This window comes from Ktedonobacteraceae bacterium (assembly GCA_035653615.1).
Lineage (GTDB): Bacteria > Chloroflexota > Ktedonobacteria > Ktedonobacterales > Ktedonobacteraceae > DASRBN01.
This window is the reverse complement of record DASRBN010000038.1, coordinates 129,073-154,696: the sequence shown is the minus strand read 5'-3', so window position 1 is coordinate 154,696 and position 25,624 is coordinate 129,073. Positions and strand designations below refer to the sequence as shown.

The following is a 25,624-nucleotide window of genomic DNA, read 5'->3' as shown; positions in this document are numbered from 1 at the left end:
GTCCCTACAGACAGGAGCGTTCAAGCGTATTCCGGCGCCTATAGGACGGGAAAAACTCGGAACATGGATAACGAGCTATTTTTGCAACATCTCTGCGATTTGAGCCTGGAAGACGGGCGAATGTACCTGCAAGAACAGAGCGCGGAATTGTCCGATCATGCAGGTATTGGTAATCTCATCAAAGATGAAGCCCTCAGGCAGCAAAACATCAGTCCCATTACCTCGCTTAAGCTGGGCGAATTGCTAATCTTTTTTGGTGAATACGTCCGGCATGCCCCATCGCGTGCCCTTGGTCTGATCGCGAAAGGCGATGCGTTTCGCTGTATGGGCCAGCATCAACTCGCCCTGCAATACCTGGACGAGGCCGCACAGGAGTTTCTGCGCCTGGGTGACGAAGTTGGTTGGGCACGCACGCGCATCGGATGGATTTTTTCTGCCGCCTGGCTCGGTCGAACGGAAGAGGCCCTGGAAGAGGCCAGGCGAGCGCGCGAAGTGTTTGTGCGCCATGGCGAACACGCTCGCGCCTGCACAGTTGATAACAACGTCGCGGTCATCTACACGCGCCTGGCTCGCTATCAGGATGCGCTGGCGATATATGAACGATTGCGCGCCACCTACCCTACGCTCACCGGCGGAAGTGAAAGTTCTATTCGACGTTCCATCGCCATGGCCGAAAGTAATCAGGCCTCAAATCTCTTTTTACTCGGCGATTTTCAGGCGGCCAGGCAACTGATGCAGCAGGCCCTGGAGAACTTCATCGCCCTGGGAGAACCGCGATTCTTCATCTATACGGAAATGAACCTGGCCGAGTATGACTACGCCCAGGGGTTTTATGGCTCCGCATTACGGCGCTATTATGCCGCGCGTGATAGCGTCATACAAAACGACCTCGATGATCCCGTCTTGCTGGCCGAACTGAACGTATTTATGGCCGAGTGCCTGGTAAAACTGAATAGGGCCGCCGAAGCATGCCGGTTAGTGAGCGAGGCGATCACCACTTATCGCGCAGCGGGTATGTCGCTGGATACTGCCGAAGCGCTCTGTACCTACGCAACAGCCTTGAAAGCCGCGCAGAGATTATCTGAGGCCTTTACCGCTCTCAATGAAGCTTCGCAACTCTACGAGCGTGGCAAATTCGAGAGTTACGCATACCGCACCAGGCTCCAGCAGGCCGAACTATTACTCGAAATGGGGTCATGTACCGAAGCCTATGACTCCGCGCAAACCCTCAAGCGGCATTTTGATACGCAGGGGCTAGTGCCGCGCTCCGTTCAGGCCGCCCTGGTGATGGTCAATGCGCTTCTGGGCATCCAGCAAGCAAAGAGAGGGTCTCAGGAAGATGTAGAAGAGGCCACAAGGGTATGCAGGCAGGCGGTATTACAGGCGCGGCGGCACAACCTGCAAGAGTCGGTCTATAAAAGTCACTACCTGCTGGGGCGAATTGCCGATCTGCAAGGGAATCTTCTCAAGGCTTCCAGGCAGTATAGCGCGGCAATAGCACAGATTGAACGCATCTTGAACGACCTGGTTTCCGACCTTTCGCCCTCATTTTTGCAGAGCGCCTGGGCCGTCTACGCGGATATGATCGCGCTGTGCTTACGACGAGGCGAGGCAGAACGCGCTTTCGGCTACCTGGAGCAATCGCGTTCCATAGCGCTGCGCCGCTATCTTCATAGAGGATTGGACTTTGATGATCCTGACGAGAGCGCCCGTAGCGATAGCGGTTCGTCCCCGTCCTGCTTTGGTGAACCTGACGAGAGTGCCCATAGGGACAGCGACTCGTCCCCGTCCTCTTCGGGGATCGCAGGGCAGGGACGAGTCGCTGTCCCTACAGCATTTTCACAAGCACAATCAGTACGTATCAATGAGCCGTGTCATTCTGAGCGCAGCGAAGAATCTGCCATCCTGCCGCGTCTCCAACACGAACTCAAAGATTGGCAGGAACGTTACCGCGACTATAGCAATATGCTCGAACAGGTCGAAGCATCCGATTCCGCGGTGATCAAACGCGAAGATATCGAGCGTGAAATCCGCCGCTGCGAAGCAAAAATCAACGAGCTATTTGAACGTATATCTCTACACCAATCGGAGTCGCTAGCGGCCATGCGGCCCCAGAAGCGCGCGCGACGCAAGCAGCAGCAAGTGAGTATTCGCCGGTTGCGCCAGTCTCTGATGCCGGATCAACTCATGCTCGCATACTTTCTCCATCAAGGGAACCTGGTCATCTTCGCGCTCACCACAGAAGGCCTCACGACATGTGAAAATCCCGGCGCGGTTGAACAGTTGGAACGCCTGTTGCCGTTATTACACGCGCATCTGCAGCCGGGCGGTTGGCCCAGCATCGACTCGCCCCCTCAGCAAGTCATTCGCCGGTTGCTGAACAAGCTCTACAATCTTCTGATAGCGCCCATAGAGGATCAGCTGCCTTCATCATCGGGCTACCTCACCATCATTCCGTATGGGCCGCTGCACAAACTGCCGTTCCATGCGCTTTACAATGGCTCTCGTTTCCTGGTAGAAGACTATCAAATCCACTACCTGCCCGCTAGCAATATGCTACGACAGCTCAAAGCGCCGGACGACAATGTAGAGATTCTTCGCTGCGCTCAGAATGACATGTCCGGGGCCTGTTCGGGGCCTGTCATTCTGAGCGCAGCGAAGAATCCCCCTGGTGCCGTATCGTCACATAGTAACTCGCAAGGCCCTGATACCGGCGCGAAGGAGCGCGCAAAGCCCCCACTCGTATTTGGCTATTCGGCAAATGGGCACCTGCCCCGCGCGCTCGAAGAAGCCCGGCGACTGGCATCCATGTTGAGTGGGCACTGCTATCTGGAGCAGGAAGCAACGGTTGCCAGGCTCATTGAGCAGGCACCTGGCAGTCCCATCATTCATCTTGCCACACATGGACAAAGCCGGCTCGACGCGCCTAACTTCTCCTGTGTGCAACTGGCCGGTGGCAAGCTCAATGCCATCGACGCCTTCGGCCTGGACCTGCGCGGGTGCGAGCTTGTCACACTGAGTGGCTGCGAAACCGGGCTGGCGCTCACGGGCGGCGGTGATGAGCAGGTGGGGCTTGGCCGCGCATTCCTCGCTGCCGGAGCCGCCTCCCTGGTGATGAGCCTCTGGCAGGTAGAAGATAGTACCACCAACGAACTCATGCAGCAATTTTATACCAGGTTATTGCAGGGGGATACGAAGATTCAGGCGCTGCGTGCCGCACAATGCAGCCTGCTGCATGGTTCGCAGGCCGCTCACTCCCATCCCTATTTCTGGGCCGCCTTTCGTCTCGTCGGCGATACAGGCTCCTTCTCGCCGGATTTGTTCGCCAACATCCGCCAGAATGCCGCGTTATCCGTAAGCAGCCGGTAAAAAGAACGATCTCCGTCGTTACATAGTTAGAAACACATGTATTTGTTTCAATCCCTAAACGGATTCAGAAAAGTACCTGGCACCTGCCGTACCCTGTAGGGGCAGCTCCTTGTACCTGTCCTCACCTGAGGCGGTACAGAAAGGATTTATAACATATGCAAAGCAATCAAGGCGACAGCACAGCCTGGAGCGAATTGACCATGGCCTGGATTGAAGACCAGGTAGCGATATCATTTCATTCCACGCGCCCATTTTATGGTTCCTCCCCCGAAGAAATTATCGCCTCCTTACACCTGAACAACCTCAATCAGTTCCTCAGTCATCGTGGATTTGCGCTCAGCACTATCAGCGCCCAGGATATTCCCCATCCGCGTCCTGTAGAAGAAGATCAAGGCCGGGATGAAGAGCAGGGCGAGAAGGCGGCAAAAACGCTAGAAGTCGTGGGAGAAGAGGGCATTGAAGCGCTCAGACGAAGGATAGAGGCGCTCGAAAAAATGGTACTGCATCCCACAAGAGACGATGACGATGGGCAGTCCGAAAACGGCAAGGACGACATCAACAATCCACGCGGCAAGTACCTGTTCCCATCTCCTTCAGATAACGGCACCATTGTCATGGGTTACTTTGGCATTCAACAGGTGCCGATGCCTCATCCCATTCAAGATGCGCGCGTAGCGAACCAGACCGGGAATTGCTGCGAAGGACCTTCGAATACACGCCAGGTCGTCAACCTGCTGAATAGCAATCTGAACGTGCTCAGGCGGCTCGGAAAAGTTCCTATCACCGCTGCTGCGCCCAACTGGCTTGGAGATAGCGCACCCCACTGCCATGGTGGTGGCGGGCCTGGCTCACCCCCCATTCCGGTACCGGTGAAAAATACATGTAGTTCCACTCCCGGCTACTGGCCTATCACTCTTCCTGACCTCGATTCTCCCCATCCATCCCCCATCGCGGGCATGACCGGCGAAGGCGTCACCATCTATGTGCTGGATACCATGCCCGAATTGCACCCGGATGATATTCTAAAAGCTGCCGGAGACGCCGGCGCCAGTAACCTGCTGCTGCAAGAGATCGCCCAGGAGATGACACGCTCTACCTCGCCTTTTATTCGCAGGGAATATCAATACCTGCCGGATCATCTTAAGGAAAATGCCGACGATAAGATCATAACCGGCTACGACATCTATGGGCAGCCTTATGGCTTCAACATGGAAGATCATGGCCTCTTTGTTACCGGCATCGTCCGTGACCTGGCTCGCCGCGCCGACATTCACTATATCCGCGTGCTGAACGACTACGGCACATTCGACACGCTCACCCTGATTGCTACCCTACAAAATATCCTGAAGCTTATGCTGAGGGATGCCGAAGATGGCGGACTGCGCGGAAGGCCGGTCGTGATTAATCTGAGCCTTGTCCTCGCGCCCCCTCAAGAGGAATTAACCGGTTTCTGGCTTGGAGATGATGGCAGCTTCCCTCCAGATTCCACCAGCAAGAAATCGTCAGGACCAGGTCTGCTCTTGATAGGTTTGCACAAAGTCATCCAGAGTCTGACCGCGCTCGGAGCCGTCGTCGTAGCCGCCGCGGGCAACGACTCGAATAGCCCCAGCACGCCCTATCGCCGCGGCCCCCGTTTTCCCGCCGCTTTCCCGGAAGTCATCTCTGTCGGTGCCGTCGATAAATGCTATCGCGCCGCCTCCTACAGCAACTACCCGGCCTTGCCCCCGCATCACAATGGAGTCGCAACGTATGGGGGCAGCAGGCCCATCGCCGTGCCTCCCGTAGGTCCACAGGGCACCGTTCCTCCAGGCACTATCGGCCCCGATCCGCACTACTGGACCGCGGCCAGGGACATCGACTCGCCCATTGGCGTCTTCAGTTCGCGTCGCTATCCCAAGCTTGTAGCAGAGGAGCAACCGCCGGAATATAAGGAACCCAACGCGCACGCCTGGGCATATTGGTCGGGAACATCCTTCGCCACGCCCATTATCAGCGCCGTCGCCGCGCGCCTGCTACAGAAATTCCACGCCCTTGGAATTCCGCATCATCTCTGGTCTCTCGAAGCCATGCGAGCCATCACCACCTCAGCCGGGCAATATCAATGGTTGACCGGAGATCATGCCCTGGAAACGCAAGCAGACTTCACCACTGGCAGCAATGTCGGTATTGGCTTGCTCAAAGCATATCAATGCATGGAGGCCCAGGACTGCCCGGATAGGGAAGATGCGCAGGTCTAACACACGGGCCATAATAGGTTCAACATGCAGCTTTTCTACCGATTTCTTCTCGTCCCTGTGGTTGTATAATGAATGCGGTCGAGTATGGCCGGAAAGGAGGGAGTCATGAATCGCCTGACATTTAGCCCGCTAGAGCGTGTACTGGCATTGCTGGCAGGAATTTTTAATCTGCTGGTGGGACTGGGATTTTTCTTTTTGCCGGAGCTGCGTCTTCCTCTCTGGCCTACCCCTACCCCGCCCCTGCTTGATCGTTTTATCGGGGCCATCGTCCTGGGTAATGCGGTCGGCGCTCTCTGGCTCTCTACAGAACGTGATTGGACGCGTGTCCGCCCGCTGGCCCTGGTCGCTGCTGTGTACGGCACGCTCGTCGCGGGCGCATTGCTCTACCATCTGCTGTGGCTCGATGCCTCGCCGTCCTTCTGGCTCTATTTTTTGTTCGATGCGCCGTTCCTGATCGTCTTTTACGCGCTGTTCGTTTATCACGATATCGCGCCGCTCTTTCGCAAGCGGCGCGCTCCGGAGTATCCAGGAGAACCATTCTTGCGTTGAACACGTATGCAGATACCCTTTCACGATCCACTTACAATAGAGGCGACGCGGGACAATGAGCATGACGCGCTGCCACTGGTAGGACGCGAGACCGAACTGCAGGTGATTTCGCTGCTGCTGGAAACGGTGGCGCGGGATAGACCGGCAGGGGCGCGCGCCTTGACGATCAGTGGCGAGATGGGCGCGGGGAAGACCCGCCTGCTGGCCGAGATGCATAAGATGGCCAGAGGACGCGGTTTCTCTGTGCTGGAGAGCAGCGCGTATGAATCTGGCCGCCTGTTTCCCTATTTTCCGTTTATTGAAGCCCTGCGCCCGGTTTTGCGCTCGTCTACGCGCGTGCAACTCTCACGTTACCTGGGATTAGACGTGGTAGAGAAGGATGCCTCGCCTGATGGCGAAAGAGGGGAGATTGCATTTCCTGGCATAGCAATGGTGACGGCGCTGGCCGATCTTTTCCCCGAACTGCCAGGAAAGCTGAGCGTTCCCATCGCGACCCCGGAACGTTCTGCCGGGCAGGAGAAATTCCGCCTGTTCGATACGATTGCCACATTGCTGGAACGCCTGGCCCTTGACCGGCCCCTTTTGTTGAGCATTGATAACCTGCAATGGGCCGATAGCGCGAGCCTGGAACTGATGCTGTACCTGACGATACGCCTGCGCGGGAGCCAGGTCGCATTGGCCGGCGCGACACGCCCGCCCGGCCGTTTCAATGCCACAGGGCATACACCTGAGATGGGAGTGTCGGTGGCGGCAACCGCTGCTGCTGCCAGGGCTTTGAGCGATTTGATGCGCCAGGGATTGCTGCGCGTTTTACCACTTAGCCCATTGAACGAAGAAGCTATGATACGACACCTGCACGCCCTACTCCCTGGCGAGATTGCCGCAGATCTCATACAATCATTGGTCTCTCGCGCCGGGGGAAACGTTTTCTTTCTGGAAGAGTTGGTACGTGTACTCGCCCAGGACAAACGACTCGCGCTACAGGAGGGCGCCTGGCAGGCAAGAGGCGTTGACGCACCGTTGCCGGAGAGTATTACAATCGCTGTGGAGCAGCGTCTGCAAGGATTGAGTACGCGGTGCCGGGAGCTTTTATGCGTCGCATCCCTCTTCGGCTCTACCTTTCCCCTGGCGGCCCTGATGCAGGTCGTGCAGCAAGACGAGGAACAGACCCGATTTTTGCTGGATGAGGCGCGCGGGGCGCAGGTGATTAAGAGGATTCCTGGGGCCACTTCTCACCAGGCGCTTGATGCCTATAGATTTTGCCAGGGGGTCGTTCAGGAGGTAATGCAGGGCGCGCTTCCGGTAGAGCGGACACGATTCCTGCATGGTGCGATAGGCCGCGCTTTAGAGGCTTCGTATGGAGAGGCTGCTGCTGCACATGCCGCGGAACTTGCCAGACACTTTGTCTTGAGTGGAGAGAAGGAGGCCGCGCTTCATTGGAGCCTGCTTGCCGGAGAGGATGCCATCCGGCAACAGGCGCTACGAGAGGCTATAGCGTACCTGCGAGTAGTGTTGGAATTGCTTGAGGTATCGAGGGAGCTTGACGCGGGACAGAAGGCGATTCTCGCCATTCAAACACGCGTGGCTCTAGGGGAGAGCTGGTCTAAGCTGGGAGAGCTTGAGCAGGCGCGTGAGGCGTTCCAGGGGGCGATAAGCGAGTTTCAGCAGGAAAGGGTATCTGGCCGGCAACTGCATGATGCGTTTCCTTTCTTGCTTGCAAAGGCGAATCGATTACTGGCCGATGTGTACCGTATGCAGGGCAGGTACGACCTTGCACTCGCTCATTTGCGGGCGGCCCAGGACGCAATCGCGGCGGAAAATAACAAAAACGATAGTCAGGCCCATACTCAGCTTTCCGTGCCATGGCTACAGGGACGCAGCTTTTCAAGTGGCAGGCGTGTGCTGAGTCCTGAGCGTGTTACTGCCACCGAACGCCTGTTGCTCTTACAGGCAAGCGCCATGCTCGATATCTTCCTGAACCGCGGCAAGGAAGCTGAAACGGCGCTCTGGCAATCGCACCAGCTGGCGACCGCGATTGGTGATCAAAGCAGTCAGGCGTTTGCTTTGCATCTAATCGGTTGGATTCGTGGTTGGGGCGAGCATATTTTCGAGGCTATTCGTTTACTGAAACAGGCATGCGAGCTGTACATAGCCGTTGGCGACCCTTATCGCGCGGCGCTTGGCGAGCAGGGATTGGGCATCATTTACCTGACGCTGGGCGAGATAGAGCAGGCGCGCCTCTATACAGAGCGTGCTCTTCACAGGGCGCGTCGTTACGGCGTGCGTTATATCCTGGGCTGGCTCTACTGGAACGAAGCGGAAATAGCGCTCACCGCCGGCGATTGGTCGAGCTGCGAATCGCAACTGCAACAGGCTATGCAGGAAGCTGAGGAATTGAATAATGTGCGCCTCAAGCCGGTTGTGATACAGTCCCAGGCCCAGCTTCATTTTCGTCGTGGCAACTGGGATCAGGCGGAGCGGCTTTTCTCCGCCGCAATCCAGGCGGCCAGTAATACGGAATGGTATCCCAGCACGCTCGCGCTCTATGGTCATTTCCTCGCCGTTACGGGTCGCAGGGGGAAAGCGGCGGCAAGGGCGCAGCTTGATCGCGCGGCGGATTTTCCAGAACCCGTCGGCTTTAGCGGCCACTTCTACATACCTTTTCTTGCCGAGGGCTACCTGCACCTTGAGGACCGCGCGTGTGCGGTCCTTTATAGCGAACGTATTCGCACGCTGCGCGGCTTTATGCATTATGGCGCGTCGGTTGATCGCATCCTGGCAGAGGTCGCGGCCTCAAAAGGCGAGTGGGAAGCGGCGGAGCAGGCATTTGAAGATGGCCTGACGCTCTGCCGGCGCGCCAATAATGGGCCTGAAGAGGCGATGATCCTGTATGAACAGGCGCGAACGGCCTTGATGCGCGGCAGGGTAGAGGCAAACCATGCTTCCTCCTCATCGCAGCGTATGCACGCGTTATGCGAGCATGCGCGAACGCTATTTTTACAGTACGGCATGCAGCGTGCCGCCAGCCTTGTCGATACCCTTCAGGAAGGCGTCCGCCAGCTGGAGCAGCAGCAGGATAGACAGGCCCAACAGCGTATTTCGCCTGAACATATCTCACATCCGGGCTATCAGCTTGATCTCCATCTCACCAGGCGCGAACTGGAAGTGCTGCGACTCGTTGCCCAGGGCCATACCGACCGCGAAGTGGCGGAAATACTGGTAATCAGCCCGCGCACCGTCAACCGCCACCTGAGCAACATTTTCGTCAAGCTCGACGTTCCAGGAAGAGCCGCCGCCGTCGCTTACGCCATTCGCTGGGGACTGGTTGGCTGATCGCCACACGCATAAATGGGTAATCTTACGCATACGCTCATCCTTTCCTTCCAGGTAATCTTCACACAGGATACATGCAGAGGATACGTGCTGGATGGCAGCACCGGATAAAGGATTTCCTGTATCCAACCTGTCCTCGGCAGTATGTAGCAAACTAGCAGCAGTTCTCGCTTGTACGAGAAGAAAGAAAAGGAATGCAGCATATGCAGAAGTTGTTTACTCGTTGGTCCAAAGTGTCAGGCCTTGTAGCATTGGCAATCATAGCGATAGCCTCGTTAAGCGCGTTCACCATGCATGCCTCGGCCTCCTCCATCTCCGCCAATAGCGCGCATGCGAACGTCCAACCCGACAAAAGTTCGTTCACCTTTAGCATGGTGCCCTCTCCGAATATTTCGGCATGCCTGCCCCATGCAAGCGCCACCGTTACCATCAAGCCGAACTCCTTGAACGACAAAATGACGATCAAAGCCTCAGGCCTGGCTCCTAACACCGGCTATGACCTCTTCGTCATCGAACTTCCTAACAAACCTTTCGGCGTTGCCTGGTACCAGACCGATTTACAAGCCAATCAGTATGGGGCGGGTAGTGTGACCGTGCAGGGCATCTTCAACGTTGAGACCTTCTCGATCTCACTTGGAGATAACAATAACATCACCTTCCCGGCCACACACCAGTATCACCTGGGCCTCTGGTTCAACGATCCAAAGGTGCCGTTCAATCTGGGCTGCGAACCCGGACAGACCCAGCCAATCGTCACCCCTTTCAACGGCGAGCAAAACGCAGGCATCCAGGTGCTTAATACCAGCAATTTCCCGGATAATGCCGGCCCGCTGTCGCACGTCAAGTAGGGACAGTGCCTGGTGCCTATCCTGCGGCCCAAAGAGGACAGGCACAGGAACAGGGACTGTCAGAGATTCTTCGCTCCACTCAGAATGACATGCTCCCGGACTGGTCTGGACAGTCCGGGAGCATGTCATTCTGAGTGGAGCGAAGAATCTCCGGCCAGAAGCAGCTGTTCTTAACACGTCCCGAGAAGAGGAAGATCAACCATTCCCGCCCTATAGAGGTGGGGTGGTTGATCTTCCTCTTCTCACGCGCATAAAAATAGTCCTTACAAAGGTTGACATTTTCTTCTCGCTCCACTATATTTCATGCAAATATATGCTTTGATACTAAGGAATACATCTGTATGACACGTTCCGGTACCTTATTGGAAAAAGAGCCAGGGTTAAAAACCATATTTCAGGGCAGCGAACACAATTATGTGCGCTGTGTGATTGCCGATATCAATGATTCGGAACGGCATTTTGAGTGCCGCGTCTTAGATGAAGTGGATATTCCTTACGCCACCGGCGATCAGATTACGCTTGAAGTGATAAAAGTTGTAACAGAGCGACGTAGTGGAATAGTACGGTTCGATTGTCGTCTGGTTCCAACAACAGCATAAGATGGGAGATCCCTATGAACTGTCCTCGATGCAGCGCAGAATTGCCTGACTCGTCTCTATCCTGCTCCAGGTGCGGCTACCAGGTGCGCCCGGTCTCATTCTCATACTTACCGGCGGGATCACCTCCCTGGCCGGCAACTGTGCCGCAGAATGTTTCCTACTCGACCGGAACGGGCATACAAACCATCCAGGCGGCCAGGCCAGCGCAACTCTCGCCAGCCATTCCGGCCACGGGAAGTAAGAGCGTATCCAAAAAATCAACGCTCAGCATTCCGGCCATGCTGGGACTCTTTTTTCTCAGCATCCTTATCGGGGGTGGTGCAACCCTCGGTATTCTCTATGCCAATGGGCGGTTTTCCACCAATAATAACGCGCCAACCTCAAATAATATAGTGCTACCGGCGCCGGATTCCACGCCTGTGCCATCGCCAACAACAGGGACGCAGTTACCTCCGCCAGCCTCATTTAAAACGCTGAACAGCTCTGATGTGGGCGTCTCTTTGAAATATCCATCCGATTGGGCGGTGCAGCCAGTACAGAAATCTAGCGATAGTTCATACTTTACCATCGCGCCGCAGCAAAACAATGGCCTGTTTATTACTATCGAACGATTCACAGCCACCGGCTCGGCAAAAATTTCAGGAACGAACGACGTTAATTCGGGTAATCTGGCAGGAATCCAGGGAACTCAGGGGATAACAAATTTCCAGGTGATCCAGCCGACAGCGCCACAGCGTACCGTTGGCGGGGTTCCATGGGATGAAGTAGATGCCACGTTCGACAATTCAAATGGCGTCACTTTCCATATGACGAGCATTGCCGTGCAGCGCAATCACCTGTACTACGACATTTCCTTTTTTGCGCCCACAGAAATTTATGACCAGGCCGTCCAGGAATACTACCTGCCCATGCTCAATTCGTTCAAGTTCCTGTCATAAGGAACAGTAGATCGAACAAGATAGCACAAGGTCATGTCATTCTGAGCGCAGCGAAGAATCCCGGCCTACCCCGGCACAGAGCGATGTCATTCTGAGCGCAGCGAAGAATCTGTGTCCTGCCGCACTGAGATTCTGAGCGCAGCGAAGAATGACATGGCCTGGGGTACTTACCAATTTTGCAGGTAAAAAATTCATAACCTCGATGGGCGCAATAAATTGGCCCCTACGCGTAGGGGCCAATTTATTGCGCCCATTGCCGATTTATCGGCCTTTTCTGGTGGGAAGAACTAGTACTCGGGCATTGCCGGAGCAGCGGGCTTCTCTTTCTCAGGCAGATCAGTGATCAGGGCCTCGGTGGTCAGGATCATGGCCGCGATGCTGGTAGCATTCTGCAGCGCGGAACGAGTCACCTTGGCGGGATCGGTGATACCGGCCTGGAACATATCCTCGTACTGGTCGGTGAGGACGTTATAGCCGTAGTTCTTGTTGTTATGCTCTTTCTGACCGCGACGCACGCCTTCGACGATGACTGAGCCATCTTTACCGCCGTTGATGGCGAGCTGGCGCAGGGGCTCTTCAAGAGCGCGGCGCAGGATGTTGACGCCGGTCGCGGCATCGCCCTCAAGATGCAGTTTATCCAGGGCCTCGATAGCGTTCAACAGCGCGACACCACCGCCGGGAACCATGCCCTCTTCTACGCCAGCGCGGGCAGCGGAGAGCGCGTCCTCAACGCGGGTCTTGCGATACTTCAACTCGACCTCGGAGCCTGCCCCAACCTTGATCAAGGCAACGCCACCGGAGAGCTTCGCCAGGCGCTCCTGCAACTTCTCACGGTCATAATCGCTGGTGGTCTCATCGATCTGAGCCTTGATCTGGCGGATGCGGGCCTGGATGTCGGCCGGATCGCCATGACCTTCAACAATCGTGGTGTCATCTTTGGTAGACACGACGGTACGGGCGCTACCGAGATCGGCCAGAGTTGTGTTGTCTAGGCGGCGGCCCATTTCTTCGCTGATGACCTGACCGCCGGTTAGTACGGCGATATCGCGCAGCATCTCTTTGCGCCGATCACCAAAGCCAGGGGCCTTGACTGCCAGTACGTTCAGAATACCGCGCAGCTTGTTGACGACCAGTGTGGCCAGCGCCTCACCATCGACATCCTCGGCGATAATCACGATATCGCGGCGTCCCTGCTGGGTCATCTTCTCAAGAATGGGCAGGATGTCCTGCACGGCGCTGATCTTCTTATCGGTAATCAGAATATAGGGGTTATCAAGCGAGGCTTCCATCTTCTCGGTATTGGTGACAAAGTAAGCGGAGATGTAGCCCTTGTCGATCTGCATACCTTCGACATACTCGGTCTCGAAGTTGGTGCCGCGCGATTCCTCAACGGTGATGACGCCATCTTTACCGACCTTGTCCATCACTTCCGCAATCAGGTTACCAATCGTCTCATCGGCGGCGGAGTTCGTAGCAATCTGCGCGATATCTTTCTTGGTTTCAACCGGTATTGCCACGGAGCGGATATATTCGACGACCGCCTCGGTGCCCTTGTCGATACCATATTTGAGCTGCATGGGGTTGGCGCCGGCGGCCAGGTTCTTCAAGCCTTCATTGACAACGGCCTGGGCCAGTACAGTAGCAGTGGTGGTGCCATCACCGGCTACATCGTTCGTCTTGGTGGCAGCTTCTTTGAGCAGCTGCGCGCCCATATTCTCAAAAGGATTCTCAAGCGAAATCTCTTTGGCGACGGTCACACCATCATGAGTGACGCTGGGGGCGCCGAACTTTTTATCCAGCGCGACGTTGCGCCCCTTGGGGCCAAGAGTTGTTTTGACCGCTCCGGCCAAAATATCGATGCCCTTTTTCAGGGATCGACGAGCTTCCTCGTCGAACATCAGTTGTTTTGCCATAGCTCTTCTTTACCTCCTAACAAACAAGCATATTTAGCCGATCACGGCCAGAATGTCATTTTCTTTCAATACAAGATATTCTTCGCCATCGAGTTTGAACTCGGTGCCGCCATACTTGGCGAACAGGACGCGATCACCTTCGCGCACATCCAGCGCTGCGCGATCACCATTGTCCAGCAATCGGCCACTGCCGACGGCGATGACAGTCCCCTCCTGGGGCTTCTCTTTGGCGGTGTCAGGAATAACGATGCCGCTTTTGGTCACTTCTTCTTTAGCGGCGGGCTTTACGACCACGCGGTCGCCAATTGGATGAATCTTTGCCACGACTAACACTCCTTTTCAAAGAAATTTGGGGTTAACGGGTATGTGTAGTATTCAGCCTCTACGCGGGAAACAGGCCACCCGTGCCCATTCCCTACTCTATTCTGGGGGCGGGCCGTAATGGATGACACCCGCGATATTGACCGAACGGTACTGCGAATAATCACAGTTGCAGGGACCGCCCGCTGCACATCCGGTACAGCAGTAGGTCTTCCCCTGCGCTACTGTTGGCGGCCAGAGGATTTCGATATCACAGTTCGCGCAATGCGGCGTTTGCTGTGCATGCCGCATACTCTTACCATTATGGTGTTGTAGGGAATTGCTCTCTGTGTTCATATCCTCAAACCTGCATGTCGTTCTGAATGCTGCCCGTTCAACTTCTGCCTACAGTATTGCATAGCATCTGTTAGAACCGCATAGGAGAAATGTTAGAGATGTATTAGAATTTTGGCATAGTGGCGCCTGTAATTACTCCCGAATCACGTTCTCATATCGAGAGGGTGATATAATATTGCTTGTAGGCGGCGTGGACAGCCATCGAACCCATCTTCACACATCAAGAGGCAAAAGCATATGGCATATATTTCTACTGTCAATGACCGATCACACACCATTGATACCGGCGAAAACAGCGATCAACGCGAAATTAGCATTGATGGCACGAGACTGAGCATCGATTGGCGGCACATCGCGCCTCTGGCAGCCGATGCAAAAGGGCAGGTAGGCACGGGTGGGCGCTATAGCCTGCTCATTGGGGGTAAATCATACGAAGTCTTCGCCCGCCGCATTGCAACGCCCGGCGAGAAAGATGGGATCACCTATGAAGTCCAGGTTGCCGGGCAGCGTTTCGAGGTGCATGTCGAGGACGAACGCGAGAAGGCCCTGGCCGGTTCGATTAAGACACACGAGACGGGCGAGGCAATGGTACGCGCTCCTATGCCTGGCCTGGTGCTCGGCATAACGCTAGAGGTAGGCCAGAGCGTAGAACGTGGCCAGACGGTCGTGGTCCTCGAAGCCATGAAGATGGAGAACGACCTGTCCTCCCCCATTACCGGCAAGATCAAAGAAATCCGTGTGAATAAGGGCCAGACCGTGAATCAGGGAGATGTGCTGGTCGTGGTGAGCAGCGAACAGGATAAGTGACGGGAAGAGGTCAGCCGGCCTCCGACCTGATCTCCTTCAGTTTGCCCTCCTGCATCCTTGCCTTCTTACGTTCTTCCCATGCAGTTTCCGCCGGAGAATCTACCGCGCGCTTGAAGTAATAGAGGGAGTGATTGGCCGGTCGTGCAGGCACCACGCCTACCAGTTCCCAGCCATCGGCGCCCAATTGGGTCAGTAAAGCTCCCCATTCTTGAGGCGATTGGATACCTTCATATGTTCCATTTTCACGATTGCTATACACATGAATGATGATCTGTTTGGGCGTCCAGGCAACTTCACAATACTCCCATTGCGGCATTCTTCACATCCTTTCTCGATCAGTCCCCGCACTTACTATCAATAGTGCGGTCTTTTATTGCCCTAGATACATGAGCATAGCGGCCCCCGTCTTGATGCCCATAAAGAATCGTGCCACTTCCATATTCTCATTTGGCGCGTGGTTGGACTCGTCGGGATTGGCGTAGGGAACGCCAAAGACCGGAATACCCAGCGTTTTCGTAAAGACATAATTGGGCAGGCTGGCCCCTTTAGCCGGTACGAGTAGGGGTTCAGCGCCCTGGGCGGCGGTGATAGCCTGTCGCAGTGGCTCGGTAAACGGCGAATCCAGTGGCGTTTTCGACGGGTCCATTCCACCATAGCTTGTGACGCTAACCTCAGGGGCGTGACGCTGCACGTGCGCTTTGACCTTCGCCAGAATCTCTTCGGCGGTCTGCGCCTCTACCAGGCGGATATCGCACTTGGCAACAGCCTCGTGTGGCAAAACAGTTTTGGAGCCTGGACCGCCGTAACCGCCATGAATGCCGTTGATTGTCAGTGTAGGCCATGCTGCCAGGCGTTCAAAATAGCCACGTTCCTGTGGCTCATCCAGGCGCTGCAAACCCAGTGATCGCTTGACTTCATCCACATCAACGGGCAGCTTTGCCAGCGCTTCACGTTCCAAATCGGTCAAGGGCTGCACGTTATCATAAAAACCCTCGATGGTGATCTCGCCGCGCTCATTTTTCATCGAGGCCAGCAGGTGAACCAGCGTCCAGAGCGGATCGGGCACTATTCCTCCCCAGTGGCCGGAATGCAGGTCGCGATTGGCGCCACGAGCGCGCAATTCTATATCCAGCACCCCGCGCACGCCAAAGCTGATCGTAGATTGTCCGTTCTCATGTACCGGTCCATCGCTGACAATCATCAAATCGGCCTTTAATTCATCTCGATGCTCGCGCACAAAATCCGGCATATGCGGACTGCCTACCTCTTCCTCACCCTCGAGCAATACCTTGACATTACAGGGCAGCGTGCCACGGCAGACCATAATACTTTCCAGCGCCATGAGTTGCGCAAAGTGCTGTCCCTTGTTATCACCTACGCCCCGCGCATAGAGACGACCATCGCGAATAGCAGGCTCAAAAGGCGGCGAGATCCATTCCTCAAGCGGATCAGGCGGCTGGACGTCATAATGCCCATAAAGCAGCACTGTTGGAGCATCCGGGCGCAGGTGATACTCGCCAAACACCATCGGCCAACCTTTCGTTGGCAGAATGCGTACCGCCAGCCCCATCTGCCGCATCACCCCGGCAATATATTCCGCGACCTCAGCAATTCCTTCGCCATACGCGCTAATGCTTGGACGCCGTAAGTAATCGATCAATCGCGCCAAAAATGCCTCGGAATGGGCGTCGATGTAGGCAAAAATATCGCTCAGGTCAGGTCTGGATTGAGCATTCATGAAGCTATTTCTCCCTTGATTTCTAGTGATGCAAGCCGGTCAATCTCATAGATTATCACTATATCGTTCTGGCAACACATCGAGGCCTCTTTATTTTAGCATAAGAAAGAACCACCGGCTGAGTAACGTCCAGCATAGTCTAATTTTTCTTAGCCCATCAGTATTAGTACCCTCGACAGGCGATTTCCGCCCTGCTACACTACTGGCAGAAAGAAACAGTAGGAGGTCTTGTTTGAAATGGCAGGACTATGGGATAACATCATGAAGCGCATGGTCAAAACCTACGCGCCGCACTTTACTGACTGGTTAGTGGCTAATGCTACGTTTGTACGCACCCTGAATGTTGAATTGCAGAGCCGGCAGCTCTTTGTGGATGCGTTAATCGAAATCGTTGCCTATGGAGAGCCGGGACTGCTGCTGATCGAGTTTCAGACCTATAGCGACCCCGAGATGGGCCGGCGGGTGACCGAATACAGCATCGAGGCCTCGCGCGAATATAACCATTATCCAGTCTATCCTTTTGTAGTGTATCTGCGCAAGACGGGAGCCATTGCCGAATCCCCCTATATCTACATCCGGCCCGATGGGCGCGAGGGCTACCGTTTTTATTTTGACGTGATACAATTATGGGAGATACCGGCCGAATTCTTTTTGCGTCATCACTGGTTAGGTTTACTGCCGCTTGCCATTTTGAGCAAAGGTGGTAGGCAACCAGCAGTAGTCGAGCAGGCGATTGAGCAACTGACTCAGGCGCAGGAATATGATCTGCTGGCACTGACCCGGCTGCTGGGTGGGCTGGTGTTCAAAGAAGGCTCGGACGAAAGCGAATGGTTCAAGAGGAGGTTTCACATGTTTCAGGATATTCTACGCGAGTCTTGGGTCTATAAAGAAATTGGACAGGAATACTTTAAGGAGGGCCGAGAGCAAGGCATTGAGGAGGGTCGAGAGCGAGGTATTGAGGAGGGTCGAGAGGAGGGCCGTGAGGAAGGCCGTGAGGAAGGCCTCATTCGAGGGAGACAAGATATGCTTCTGAGCTACGTCCAGAAGAAATTCCCGGAGGTTGCGTCGTTTGCTCAACAACAGGTTGAGAAGATCACGGATGCGCAAACCTTGCAACTCCTCTTCTTCAAACTGGTGGACGCTCAGAATACTGGGGAAGCAAGGCAAGTGCTCTTGAGCCTGGACCAGAATCACCACCACTAAACTGGAGTACATCGTATTGTATTGCAGTAAGGAGGTTGCCGAGAAACGAGCAGAGGACGAAGCCAGGTCCAGGCTCTTCGCCGAGAAACGAGTCCAGATTGAATTGCAGGCCAGGCAGGAGGCGGAGAAGCGTGCTCAGGCCGAAGCTCAGGCCCGGCAAATAGCTGAGAGACAGGCCCAGGCCGAAGCCGAAAAGACCAGGTTGATTCTCGAGAAATTGCGCGAGTGCGGTATCGACCCGGAGCAGTTGCTTTGAGATGGAGGGCCAAAAAACTCATAGTGTTCTCCGCTTTCCCCTCAATATGCTATAATTTCTGTGGGACATAGTGAGGAGTTATGCATGGAACCGCATCAGAGCAAAAACATCCAGGAGTGGCGCGACACCACCGCCCGCAAAGCAAAAGAAAAGACTGCTGAACGACAGGACAGCTTCGTGACCAGTTCAGGCATCGAAATACCCGACCTGCCTACCGGGGAAGACCTGCAAGAATTCGACACCCACGATAAATTGGGCTTTCCTGGCGAATTTCCCTTTACCCGCGGCATTCATCCAGGCATGTATCGCTCCCGCCTGTGGACGATGCGCCAGTATGCCGGTTTCGGAACCGCAGAAGAATCCAACAAACGCTACCACTTCCTGCTTTCACAGGGTACAACTGGCCTTTCCGTCGCCTTTGATCTTCCCACCCAGATGGGCTATGACGCCGACCATCCCCTCGCAGAAGGAGAAGTTGGTAAAGTCGGCGTGTCCATCTCCAGCCTGGAAGATATGGAGACCCTGCTCAATGGCTTACCATTAGAGCGCATCAGCACGTCCATGACCATCAATGCCACGGCCAGCATCCTGCTTGCGCTCTACATTGCCGTCGCTAAAAAGCAGGGCGCGGATGTGCGCAAGCTCTCCGGTACGGTGCAAAATGATATCCTGAAAGAGTATATCGCCCGCGGCACCTACATCTATCCGCCGCAGCATTCAATGCGCATCATCACCGATATGTTCCGTTATTGCGCGGAGAATCTGCCGCGCTGGAATCCCATTAGCATCAGCGGCTACCATGTGCGTGAGGCAGGCTCGACCGCAGTGCAGGAGGTCGCTTTTACCCTTTCCAATGCCATCAGCTACGTGCAGGCTGCCCTGAACGCTGGTCTCGATGTCGATACTTTCGCGGGCCGGCTCTCTTTTTTCTTCAATAGTCATAATAACTTGCTTGAAGAGGTAGCCAAGTTTCGCGCGGCGCGACGCATGTGGGCGCATATTATGCACGACCGCTTCCATGCGCAGGACCCGCGCTCGATGATGCTGCGTTTCCATACCCAGACTGCCGGTTCGACGCTGACGGCGCAGCAGCCCGATAACAACATTGTACGCACTGCATACCAGGCCCTCGCCGCGGTACTCGGCGGCACGCAATCGCTACATACGAATTCTAAGGACGAGGCCCTGTCGCTGCCAACGGAAGAGGCGGTGCGGGTTGCCCTGCGCACGCAACAAATCCTTGCCTACGAAAGCGGTGTTGCCGATGTGGTAGATCCCCTGGCCGGCTCGTATTATATCGAGTACCTGACGGATAAAATCGAGGAGCAGGCCTGGGAGTATATCCGGCAGATCGATGCACTCGGCGGCAGCGTGCATGCTATTGAGAAAGGCTTCATGCAGGCCGAGATCGAACAGGCCGCCTACGAATACCAGCGCGCATTGGAAGAGCAAAAAGCCATTGTGGTTGGTGTCAATCGTTTCACTATAGAAAACGAGGAGCGCCCAACGCTGCTGCGCGTCGATCCTGAGATCGGCAGGCAGCAGGCCGCGCGTCTGGCGGCTTTGCGCCGGCGACGCGACAACGAACGCGTGCAGCAGGCCCTGGCCGCTCTTGAACGCGGCGCGGCGGGATCGGAAAATCTGATGCCCTTGATTATCGCTGCTGTTGAGGCATATGCCACACTGGGAGAGATCAGTGACGCTATGCGCCATGTATTTGGCGAACAGCGCGAGTTTCGTACTGTGACAATATAATTTCAATCCCCATCGGGAAGCCGGGAAAAGGTCCGGTTCCTGCTGCTTCCGCGTGGGGAGGGTATAGTAGCCAAACCCAAAAATGTCAAGTGTAAATGCAATAAGCTGTAAACCCGCTTCAGGTGCATATGGATGATTGGAATACACAGGATGCCGTATCTACACGCGAAACACATCCTGCTCGTGATGCCGAACGTAGTCAAAGCAGTCTCGATAATGAAAGGTCAACATTGCCAGGCAAAGCAGCAGCCCCAATAGGGGTTTTTGATTCGGGAGCGGGAGGGTTGACCATTCTTGCGGCCCTCTTGCAAGAGCTTCCAGACGAACAATACATCTACTTTGGTGATACTGCGCATTGCCCCTACGGTATGCGCAGCGATGAAGATATTACAGACTTATCTATTCAGATCAGCCGTTTTCTCATTGAGCGAGGGGTAAAGTTGATCATTGTTGCCTGCAATACTGCCACTCAAGCAGCCATCGGCACTCTGCGGGCCACTTTCCCGTCAACCCCTTTTATCGGGGTCGTGCCGGCGGTAAAACCTGCCGCGCGCGCTACCAAAAAAGGCCGCATTGGCATTGCTGCCACCAACCAGGCGGCTAGAGCTTTGTATCTCCGCCAATTGATTGATGAGTTCGCGGAGGGCATTCAGGCCTATGCCGTTGGCTGTCCAGAGTTGGTAACGCTGGTGGAACGCGGTGAACTCGATGGCCCTCTTGTAGAAGCTACGGTTCAGCAGGCGTTGCAGCCATTGCTGAAACAAGATGTTGATGTAATTGTGCTCGGCTGTACTCATTTCCCTGCTTTACGGGACATAATCGAGCGTGTTGTCGGACATTCCATACAAATTATCGATAGTGGAATGGCCATTGCGCGCCGCACCCACGCGGTTTTGGATGCGGAGGGCTTGATGCGCGCGAGAAGCCAGAATCATGCACGCCCTGGAGACGTTGAGAGGCTTGAGGTACTCTGTAGTGGAGACGCCGGGGCATTTAGCGATGTTGCCAGTAAAATCATAGGCCATAGAATCATTGCTCAACAGGTCGATCTCAAACGAGAAGGAGTGCTATGACGAACCAGGGACGCTCACAGGTGTCAGCGCTGCAACAGAACAATCAAGATATCGTTATCCAGACTCCTGTGGTAAAATCACGGCACGTACGTTTTGCCCGCGTTGTCTCGACGGTCCTGACTCCCGTCTCGGTCTCGCTGCCATTTGTCTTGCTGGTCGCTTTCTATCATGCCCGCGATCAACTGGCAGCCCTCATCTATGCATTGATTGCGCTCTTCTTTCTCAGTGTCGGTCCTCTGATCTACGTCGTAATCGGCGTGCGTACCGGCAAGCTTTCGGATTTTGAGATGAGTCGCCGCTCAGAGCGCGCCGGGCCATTTCTGTTCGGCATCATTTCTACCAGTATTGGGCTACTCGTCCTATCGCTACTGCATGGGCCAAGGGATTTACAGACAGCCTTAATTCTGACGACCATCAGCGCTGTGATCCTGATGGTAACCACCCTCTGGTGGAAGATCAGTATTCATGCCTCAACCATGGCAGGAGCTGCTACCATGCTGACCGTTCTCTATGGCCTGGCCCTGCTGCCCTTGTTCTTGCTGCTGGTGCTGGTGAGCTGGTCGCGCGTCGTTCTGCGCCGTCACACCGTAGCGCAGGTAGTGGCCGGATCGATCCTGAGCATTTTCCTCGCGCTGGTGGTATTGAAATTAAGGGGAATATAAATCTTCTCCGATACCGATCCTCCGGCTATAATTCAACTATTGCAAATGATCAAAAACCCGGCAGGGCAGGCTCATCTGTTGGCCCTGCCGGGGCTTGCCGCTCAATAATGTTGCGCTAATTTTTGCGCAGCGTCAGTACTGCCGGCAACCGGTTGAGCATGATTAAGCCAACTGGCAGTAGGAAGATCGACAAACAGCAGAAATAACCAAGCACAGCCCAGATGTAACCGGCCCACCAGCCAACTAAGATAAAGTAAAGAGCCCGGGCGAAGAAGTTGAGCTGCTGCGTCCCTCTTATATCCACTGTCACGTTACTCCCAGAAACTGATACCGTCGTTTGCTGGCCAGCAGGGCGCAACGTCAATACCGTTGGCAGTCGATTCAGCATTACAAGACCAACAGGCAAGAGTACTACCGTAAAACAAAAGAAAAAGCCCAGGTTCAACCAGAAAAACCCGGCCCACCAGCCAATGAAGAGATAATAGATGACGCGTAGCAAAAAATTCGGACTCGACTGGTGAATATTGACCGTCACCACCGGCTGCGGCTGGTAATTATGCACATTTACATTTACTTGCCCCGCTATCCCTTGCGGCGCCGGTTGAGGGTACTGCATAGGATAACCCTGCTGTTGGGGATACGGCATCGCACCAGGTTGCGAATAGAGCTGCTGTTGGGGATACGGTTGTTGTTGTGGGTACGGCATGGCGCCAGGTGGTTGCAATTGCTGCGACTGGGGAGGTTGCTCTGGATAGGGTTGCGATGAACGCGATGGCGGCTCAGGATAAGGCTGGTAGGGCTGCATACTCGTGTGTCCTTTCACTGCTGTTAAGTAAACTGCGCATGAATCAATACTAAAATCTTCCGAGTACACGGCGACAATCGCAGAATGATTGATCCTGTTTGACAAAAATGCCGTTACTCGTACTGATTATTATTATACTTTATTTGATTGCTTTTGCAAATAGAAAATCACCTGGAAAATTGCTCAGGTGAATTTATTTTAATCATTCATCAAATAGCGGGCTTTTTTGAGGAGAACAAGGGAAGGAAAAATGAGGGAGCAATGCATCATGCATTGCTCCCCGGCAGGTGATAGGTAGGTTCGAGATTCTCTCTATTGTCCCCGGCCACTGGAAACCGTAGCGCGCTCAGGTAATTGCACAGGGGTACCGGCCAACCGCTGCGCGCGAATAGCAGGTGCCTGAGCTCTACGTGTCGTGGCAACAGTTGCGCGCCTGACCACCTGAATGAAGCCAAACACTAACAGCCAGTTGATCACGCCCAGGATGACCAGGAAGATGATATTCGATGCGCCCAGGGCATTGAGAATGAGGAAGATCGCCGCGGTCAACACGATATTACCCAGTGTGGTGGGAATGAGGATCAACCACGCGAACTGCATCAACTGGTCGGCACGCAGGCGCGGCAGCGTACTTCGTACCCAGATGAAGACGCCGCAGAGCAGGTAGACTTTGAGAATAAAGTAAGCAATACCCAGCAGGTTGCCAAGCAGTCCCCAGCCAGGAGAATTCAGCCCTGTCAGGTAGGCAACGCCCGGGCCGGACCAGCCGCCAAGGAACAGCGTCGTTGCGATTGCCGAAACAATCGTCATATTGCCATATTCGCCCAGGTAGAACAACGCCCAGCGCATGCCACTATACTCGGTCAGATAGCCGGCAACCAGTTCCGATTCCGCTTCGGGAAGATCGAACGGCGAGCGATTCGTCTCGGCGAGACCGCAGGTGTAGTAGATGATGATCATCAAGGGCTGCACCAGGAAGAACCAGGCCCAGGGTGTAAATCCTTCGAAGATAAAATCGAAGAAGCCGATGCCCTTACCAGGCCACGCGGCCGCATTCTGAAAATGGATAATCTCCCAGATTGAGATGGTGCCGATGCCCTGGCTGCCAGGATAGCCGAGTGTGCCGGCCAGAACGCTGGTAAGCATCACGACACCGATAAGCGAAAGAACTAGTGGTAACTCGTATGAAATCATCTGGGCGGCGGAACGCAGGCCACCGATCAAAGCATATTTGTTATTGGAACTCCAACCGGCCATGACAACGCCTACCACGTCAATAGAGCTCATTGCTACGTAATAGACAATACCGGTAGCCAGCGCCGTTCCGGGCAGGGTTACATATGGCGAAAAAGGTATGACGGCAAAAGCCGCGATGACGGGTGCCAGAAAGACGGATGGGGCGAGCAGGAATAGCAGTTTATCCGTCAAAGAGGCATGAATATCCTCTTTCATCAACAATTTGCCGACATCAGCCACGGTCTGTAACAGTCCCCATGGGCCGGTATGGATTGGTCCGACGCGATCCTGCATCCAGCCCATAATCTTGCGCTCGGCCAGGATCAGGATGATCGCGCTTGTCAGCACAAAGCCGAAAAAGGAGAGGAATGCAACCACGAACTGCAGAAACTGCCAGGATAAAATGCCGTTATACAGTTGCGTTCCCAGATCAGGGCTTGTAGAACTTAATACATACATAAGACAACTCCCAGAGATGCTATCTATCAACCTCGCCCAGCACAAGATCAAAGCTGCCAATGATAGCTACCGCGTCACTCATTTTGTGGCCGCGCAGTATTTCGGGCAGGATTTGTAGATTGACGAAGGACGGACCGCGTATCTTCCCACGCCAGGGATATTCACTGCCATCGCTGATAAAGTAGATGCCGAGTTCGCCTTTGCTGCTCTCAATGGCAAAGTAGGTTTCACCACGAGGAGGACGTAGCGCGATGGGCGTGCGCGTGCTGATCGGTCCACCGGGCATCTGATCAATTGCGACGCGGCAGAGACGGATACTTTCGTAGATTTCCTGGATGCGCACCTTGTAACGCGCAAAGCAATCACCCTCCTGGCGTACCTGCACGTTCACCGGCACTTCGCGATAGGCCATATACGGGCGATTGACGCGCAAATCCCAATTCACACCCGTCGCGCGCAACATCGGCCCGGTCAATCCATAGGCGATGGCCTGCTGGGGATCGATGTAACCGACACCCTGCGTGCGCGCCTCGAAGATCTCATTGCCGGTGATCAGTCCTTCCATCTCGCTCATGTTCTTCTCAACGCGATCAAGGAACGCCTCGCATTCGCGGAGCCATCCCTTGGGGAAGTCGTGCAGCACACCACCGACGCGCATGTAATTGACGTTGAAGCGACTACCACCCAGCGCCTCAAAGAGCGAAAGAATTCCCTCGCGGTCTCGGAATGCCCACAGCACAGGGGTGAACGCTCCCAGGTCAAGCAGATAGGTGCCAACTGCTACCAGGTGGCTCGCCATACGTTGCATTTCCCCGACCAGCAGGCGGATATATTGCGCGCGCCGCGGCGGTTCAATGCCCATCTCCTGCTCGACCGCTCCCGCGTAGGCGATTTCGTTGAGCATGGGAGACAGGTAATCCGCGTTATCCATATAGCGGATGCCGCCCATAATCGGTCGATTTTCCAGGATTTTCTCGATGCCTCGATGCAAGTAGCCAATCACCGGCGTACAATCGACGATTGTTTCGCCTTCCAGCGTCAGCACCAGGCGCAAAACGCCATGTGTGCTGGGGTGCTGTGGCCCCATATTGAGCAGCATTTCCTGCGATCTAATTTCCTCGGGCGCTTCCGCCACGTGCGGATTTGCACTTGTACGTTGATTTGTTGCCATAGATTTCCTCTTTATG

21 protein-coding genes are annotated in these 25,624 nt (G+C 54.9%); 13 read left to right on the top strand and 8 right to left on the bottom strand.

Annotation, left to right across the window (positions count from 1 at the left end):
• Nucleotides 1-63 precede the first annotated feature (63 nt).
• The 7 genes from VFA09_23585 (at nt 64) to VFA09_23555 (ending at nt 11,873) form a co-directional block, all read left to right on the top strand.
• Entirely contained in the window at nt 64-3,369 is a 3,306-nt protein-coding gene (locus VFA09_23585; protein ID HZU70272.1) for a CHAT domain-containing tetratricopeptide repeat protein, read from the top strand.
• 155 nt (nt 3,370-3,524) lie between these two features.
• Nucleotides 3,525-5,606, top strand: a complete 2,082-nt coding sequence (locus VFA09_23580) for a S8 family serine peptidase (protein ID HZU70271.1) — start codon at nt 3,525-3,527, stop codon at nt 5,604-5,606.
• A 105-nt stretch (nt 5,607-5,711) separates the two neighbouring features.
• Nucleotides 5,712-6,155 (top strand): hypothetical protein, encoded by a 444-nt coding sequence (locus VFA09_23575; GenBank protein ID HZU70270.1) that lies wholly within the window; start codon nt 5,712-5,714, stop codon nt 6,153-6,155.
• Nucleotides 6,156-6,161: 6 nt separating this feature from the next.
• Entirely contained in the window at nt 6,162-9,488 is a 3,327-nt protein-coding gene (locus VFA09_23570; GenBank protein ID HZU70269.1) for an AAA family ATPase, read from the top strand.
• A gap of 203 nt (nt 9,489-9,691) precedes the next feature.
• Nucleotides 9,692-10,336, top strand: a complete 645-nt coding sequence (locus tag VFA09_23565; GenBank protein HZU70268.1) for a hypothetical protein — start codon at nt 9,692-9,694, stop codon at nt 10,334-10,336.
• Nucleotides 10,337-10,677: 341 nt separating this feature from the next.
• Nucleotides 10,678-10,935, top strand: coding sequence for a hypothetical protein (locus VFA09_23560; GenBank protein HZU70267.1), 258 nt, complete (start codon nt 10,678-10,680; stop codon nt 10,933-10,935).
• A gap of 14 nt (nt 10,936-10,949) precedes the next feature.
• Complete coding sequence (locus VFA09_23555) at nt 10,950-11,873, top strand: hypothetical protein (protein HZU70266.1); 924 nt, start codon at nt 10,950-10,952, stop codon at nt 11,871-11,873.
• A 287-nt stretch (nt 11,874-12,160) separates the two neighbouring features.
• Here the strand turns inward: VFA09_23555 and groL are convergent, their stop codons facing one another.
• From groL to VFA09_23540, 3 genes are all read right to left on the bottom strand, one after another.
• The gene (groL, locus tag VFA09_23550; protein HZU70265.1) at nt 12,161-13,786 is read right to left on the bottom strand and encodes a chaperonin GroEL; all 1,626 of its coding nucleotides are present in this window, start codon (nt 13,784-13,786) and stop codon (nt 12,161-12,163) included.
• Nucleotides 13,787-13,819: 33 nt separating this feature from the next.
• The gene (gene groES / locus VFA09_23545; GenBank protein ID HZU70264.1) at nt 13,820-14,110 is read right to left on the bottom strand and encodes a co-chaperone GroES; all 291 of its coding nucleotides are present in this window, start codon (nt 14,108-14,110) and stop codon (nt 13,820-13,822) included.
• 96 nt (nt 14,111-14,206) lie between these two features.
• Complete coding sequence (locus VFA09_23540; GenBank protein ID HZU70263.1) at nt 14,207-14,443, bottom strand: hypothetical protein; 237 nt, start codon at nt 14,441-14,443, stop codon at nt 14,207-14,209.
• 237 nt (nt 14,444-14,680) lie between these two features.
• Here VFA09_23540 and VFA09_23535 point away from each other — a divergent pair, with 237 nt between their 5' ends.
• Nucleotides 14,681-15,250: a biotin/lipoyl-containing protein gene (locus VFA09_23535; protein HZU70262.1), complete on the top strand. Its 570-nt coding sequence runs from the start codon at nt 14,681-14,683 to the stop codon at nt 15,248-15,250.
• Between the two features lie 10 nt (nt 15,251-15,260).
• Here the strand turns inward: VFA09_23535 and VFA09_23530 are convergent, their stop codons facing one another.
• Both VFA09_23530 and VFA09_23525 read right to left on the bottom strand, forming a co-directional pair.
• Nucleotides 15,261-15,566 (bottom strand): hypothetical protein, encoded by a 306-nt coding sequence (locus VFA09_23530; GenBank protein ID HZU70261.1) that lies wholly within the window; start codon nt 15,564-15,566, stop codon nt 15,261-15,263.
• A gap of 54 nt (nt 15,567-15,620) precedes the next feature.
• A complete protein-coding gene (locus tag VFA09_23525; protein ID HZU70260.1) occupies nt 15,621-16,988 on the bottom strand; it encodes a M20/M25/M40 family metallo-hydrolase in 1,368 nt (455 codons plus the stop codon).
• A gap of 237 nt (nt 16,989-17,225) precedes the next feature.
• Here VFA09_23525 and VFA09_23520 point away from each other — a divergent pair, with 237 nt between their 5' ends.
• The 5 genes from VFA09_23520 (at nt 17,226) to VFA09_23500 (ending at nt 21,937) form a co-directional block, all read left to right on the top strand.
• On the top strand, nt 17,226-18,191 hold the full coding sequence (locus VFA09_23520; GenBank protein HZU70259.1) for a hypothetical protein: 966 nt from the start codon (nt 17,226-17,228) through the stop codon (nt 18,189-18,191).
• A 16-nt stretch (nt 18,192-18,207) separates the two neighbouring features.
• Nucleotides 18,208-18,447, top strand: a complete 240-nt coding sequence (locus VFA09_23515) for a hypothetical protein (GenBank protein ID HZU70258.1) — start codon at nt 18,208-18,210, stop codon at nt 18,445-18,447.
• Between the two features lie 84 nt (nt 18,448-18,531).
• Nucleotides 18,532-20,202 carry a methylmalonyl-CoA mutase family protein gene (locus VFA09_23510; protein ID HZU70257.1) on the top strand — a complete coding sequence of 557 codons (1,671 nt, stop codon included), beginning with the start codon at nt 18,532-18,534 and terminating at the stop codon, nt 20,200-20,202.
• Nucleotides 20,203-20,330: 128 nt separating this feature from the next.
• On the top strand, nt 20,331-21,275 hold the full coding sequence (gene murI, locus VFA09_23505) for a glutamate racemase (GenBank protein ID HZU70256.1): 945 nt from the start codon (nt 20,331-20,333) through the stop codon (nt 21,273-21,275).
• Complete coding sequence (locus VFA09_23500; protein HZU70255.1) at nt 21,272-21,937, top strand: phosphatase PAP2 family protein; 666 nt, start codon at nt 21,272-21,274, stop codon at nt 21,935-21,937. The genes murI and VFA09_23500 overlap by 4 nt, the downstream gene beginning before the upstream one ends.
• Before the next feature lie 115 nt (nt 21,938-22,052).
• Here VFA09_23500 and VFA09_23495 read toward each other — a convergent pair whose 3' ends face one another.
• The 3 genes from VFA09_23495 to VFA09_23485 form a co-directional block, all read right to left on the bottom strand.
• Nucleotides 22,053-22,742, bottom strand: a complete 690-nt coding sequence (locus tag VFA09_23495) for a hypothetical protein (protein HZU70254.1) — start codon at nt 22,740-22,742, stop codon at nt 22,053-22,055.
• A 312-nt stretch (nt 22,743-23,054) separates the two neighbouring features.
• Nucleotides 23,055-24,437: a complex I subunit 1 family protein gene (locus VFA09_23490; protein ID HZU70253.1), complete on the bottom strand. Its 1,383-nt coding sequence runs from the start codon at nt 24,435-24,437 to the stop codon at nt 23,055-23,057.
• A 19-nt stretch (nt 24,438-24,456) separates the two neighbouring features.
• Nucleotides 24,457-25,608 (bottom strand): NADH-quinone oxidoreductase subunit D, encoded by a 1,152-nt coding sequence (locus VFA09_23485; protein HZU70252.1) that lies wholly within the window; start codon nt 25,606-25,608, stop codon nt 24,457-24,459.
• Nucleotides 25,609-25,624: the final 16 nt, after the last annotated feature.

Excerpts from the sequence above, each read along its gene's own strand:
- VFA09_23585 (HZU70272.1), top strand. The coding sequence starts at position 64 with ATGGATAACGAGCTATTTTTGCAACATCTCTGCGATTTGAGCCTGGAA.
- VFA09_23580 (HZU70271.1), top strand. The coding sequence starts at position 3,525 with ATGCAAAGCAATCAAGGCGACAGCACAGCCTGGAGCGAATTGACCATG.
- VFA09_23575 (HZU70270.1), top strand. The coding sequence starts at position 5,712 with ATGAATCGCCTGACATTTAGCCCGCTAGAGCGTGTACTGGCATTGCTG.
- VFA09_23570 (HZU70269.1), top strand. The coding sequence starts at position 6,162 with ATGCAGATACCCTTTCACGATCCACTTACAATAGAGGCGACGCGGGAC.
- VFA09_23565 (HZU70268.1), top strand. The coding sequence starts at position 9,692 with ATGCAGAAGTTGTTTACTCGTTGGTCCAAAGTGTCAGGCCTTGTAGCA.
- VFA09_23560 (HZU70267.1), top strand. The coding sequence starts at position 10,678 with ATGACACGTTCCGGTACCTTATTGGAAAAAGAGCCAGGGTTAAAAACC.
- VFA09_23555 (HZU70266.1), top strand. The coding sequence starts at position 10,950 with ATGAACTGTCCTCGATGCAGCGCAGAATTGCCTGACTCGTCTCTATCC.
- groL (HZU70265.1), bottom strand. The coding sequence starts at position 13,786 with ATGGCAAAACAACTGATGTTCGACGAGGAAGCTCGTCGATCCCTGAAA.
- VFA09_23540 (HZU70263.1), bottom strand. The coding sequence starts at position 14,443 with ATGAACACAGAGAGCAATTCCCTACAACACCATAATGGTAAGAGTATG.
- VFA09_23535 (HZU70262.1), top strand. The coding sequence starts at position 14,681 with ATGGCATATATTTCTACTGTCAATGACCGATCACACACCATTGATACC.
- VFA09_23530 (HZU70261.1), bottom strand. The coding sequence starts at position 15,566 with ATGCCGCAATGGGAGTATTGTGAAGTTGCCTGGACGCCCAAACAGATC.
- VFA09_23525 (HZU70260.1), bottom strand. The coding sequence starts at position 16,988 with ATGAATGCTCAATCCAGACCTGACCTGAGCGATATTTTTGCCTACATC.
- VFA09_23520 (HZU70259.1), top strand. The coding sequence starts at position 17,226 with ATGGCAGGACTATGGGATAACATCATGAAGCGCATGGTCAAAACCTAC.
- VFA09_23510 (HZU70257.1), top strand. The coding sequence starts at position 18,532 with ATGGAACCGCATCAGAGCAAAAACATCCAGGAGTGGCGCGACACCACC.
- murI (HZU70256.1), top strand. The coding sequence starts at position 20,331 with ATGGATGATTGGAATACACAGGATGCCGTATCTACACGCGAAACACAT.
- VFA09_23500 (HZU70255.1), top strand. The coding sequence starts at position 21,272 with ATGACGAACCAGGGACGCTCACAGGTGTCAGCGCTGCAACAGAACAAT.
- VFA09_23495 (HZU70254.1), bottom strand. The coding sequence starts at position 22,742 with ATGCAGCCCTACCAGCCTTATCCTGAGCCGCCATCGCGTTCATCGCAA.
- VFA09_23490 (HZU70253.1), bottom strand. The coding sequence starts at position 24,437 with ATGTATGTATTAAGTTCTACAAGCCCTGATCTGGGAACGCAACTGTAT.
- VFA09_23485 (HZU70252.1), bottom strand. The coding sequence starts at position 25,608 with ATGGCAACAAATCAACGTACAAGTGCAAATCCGCACGTGGCGGAAGCG.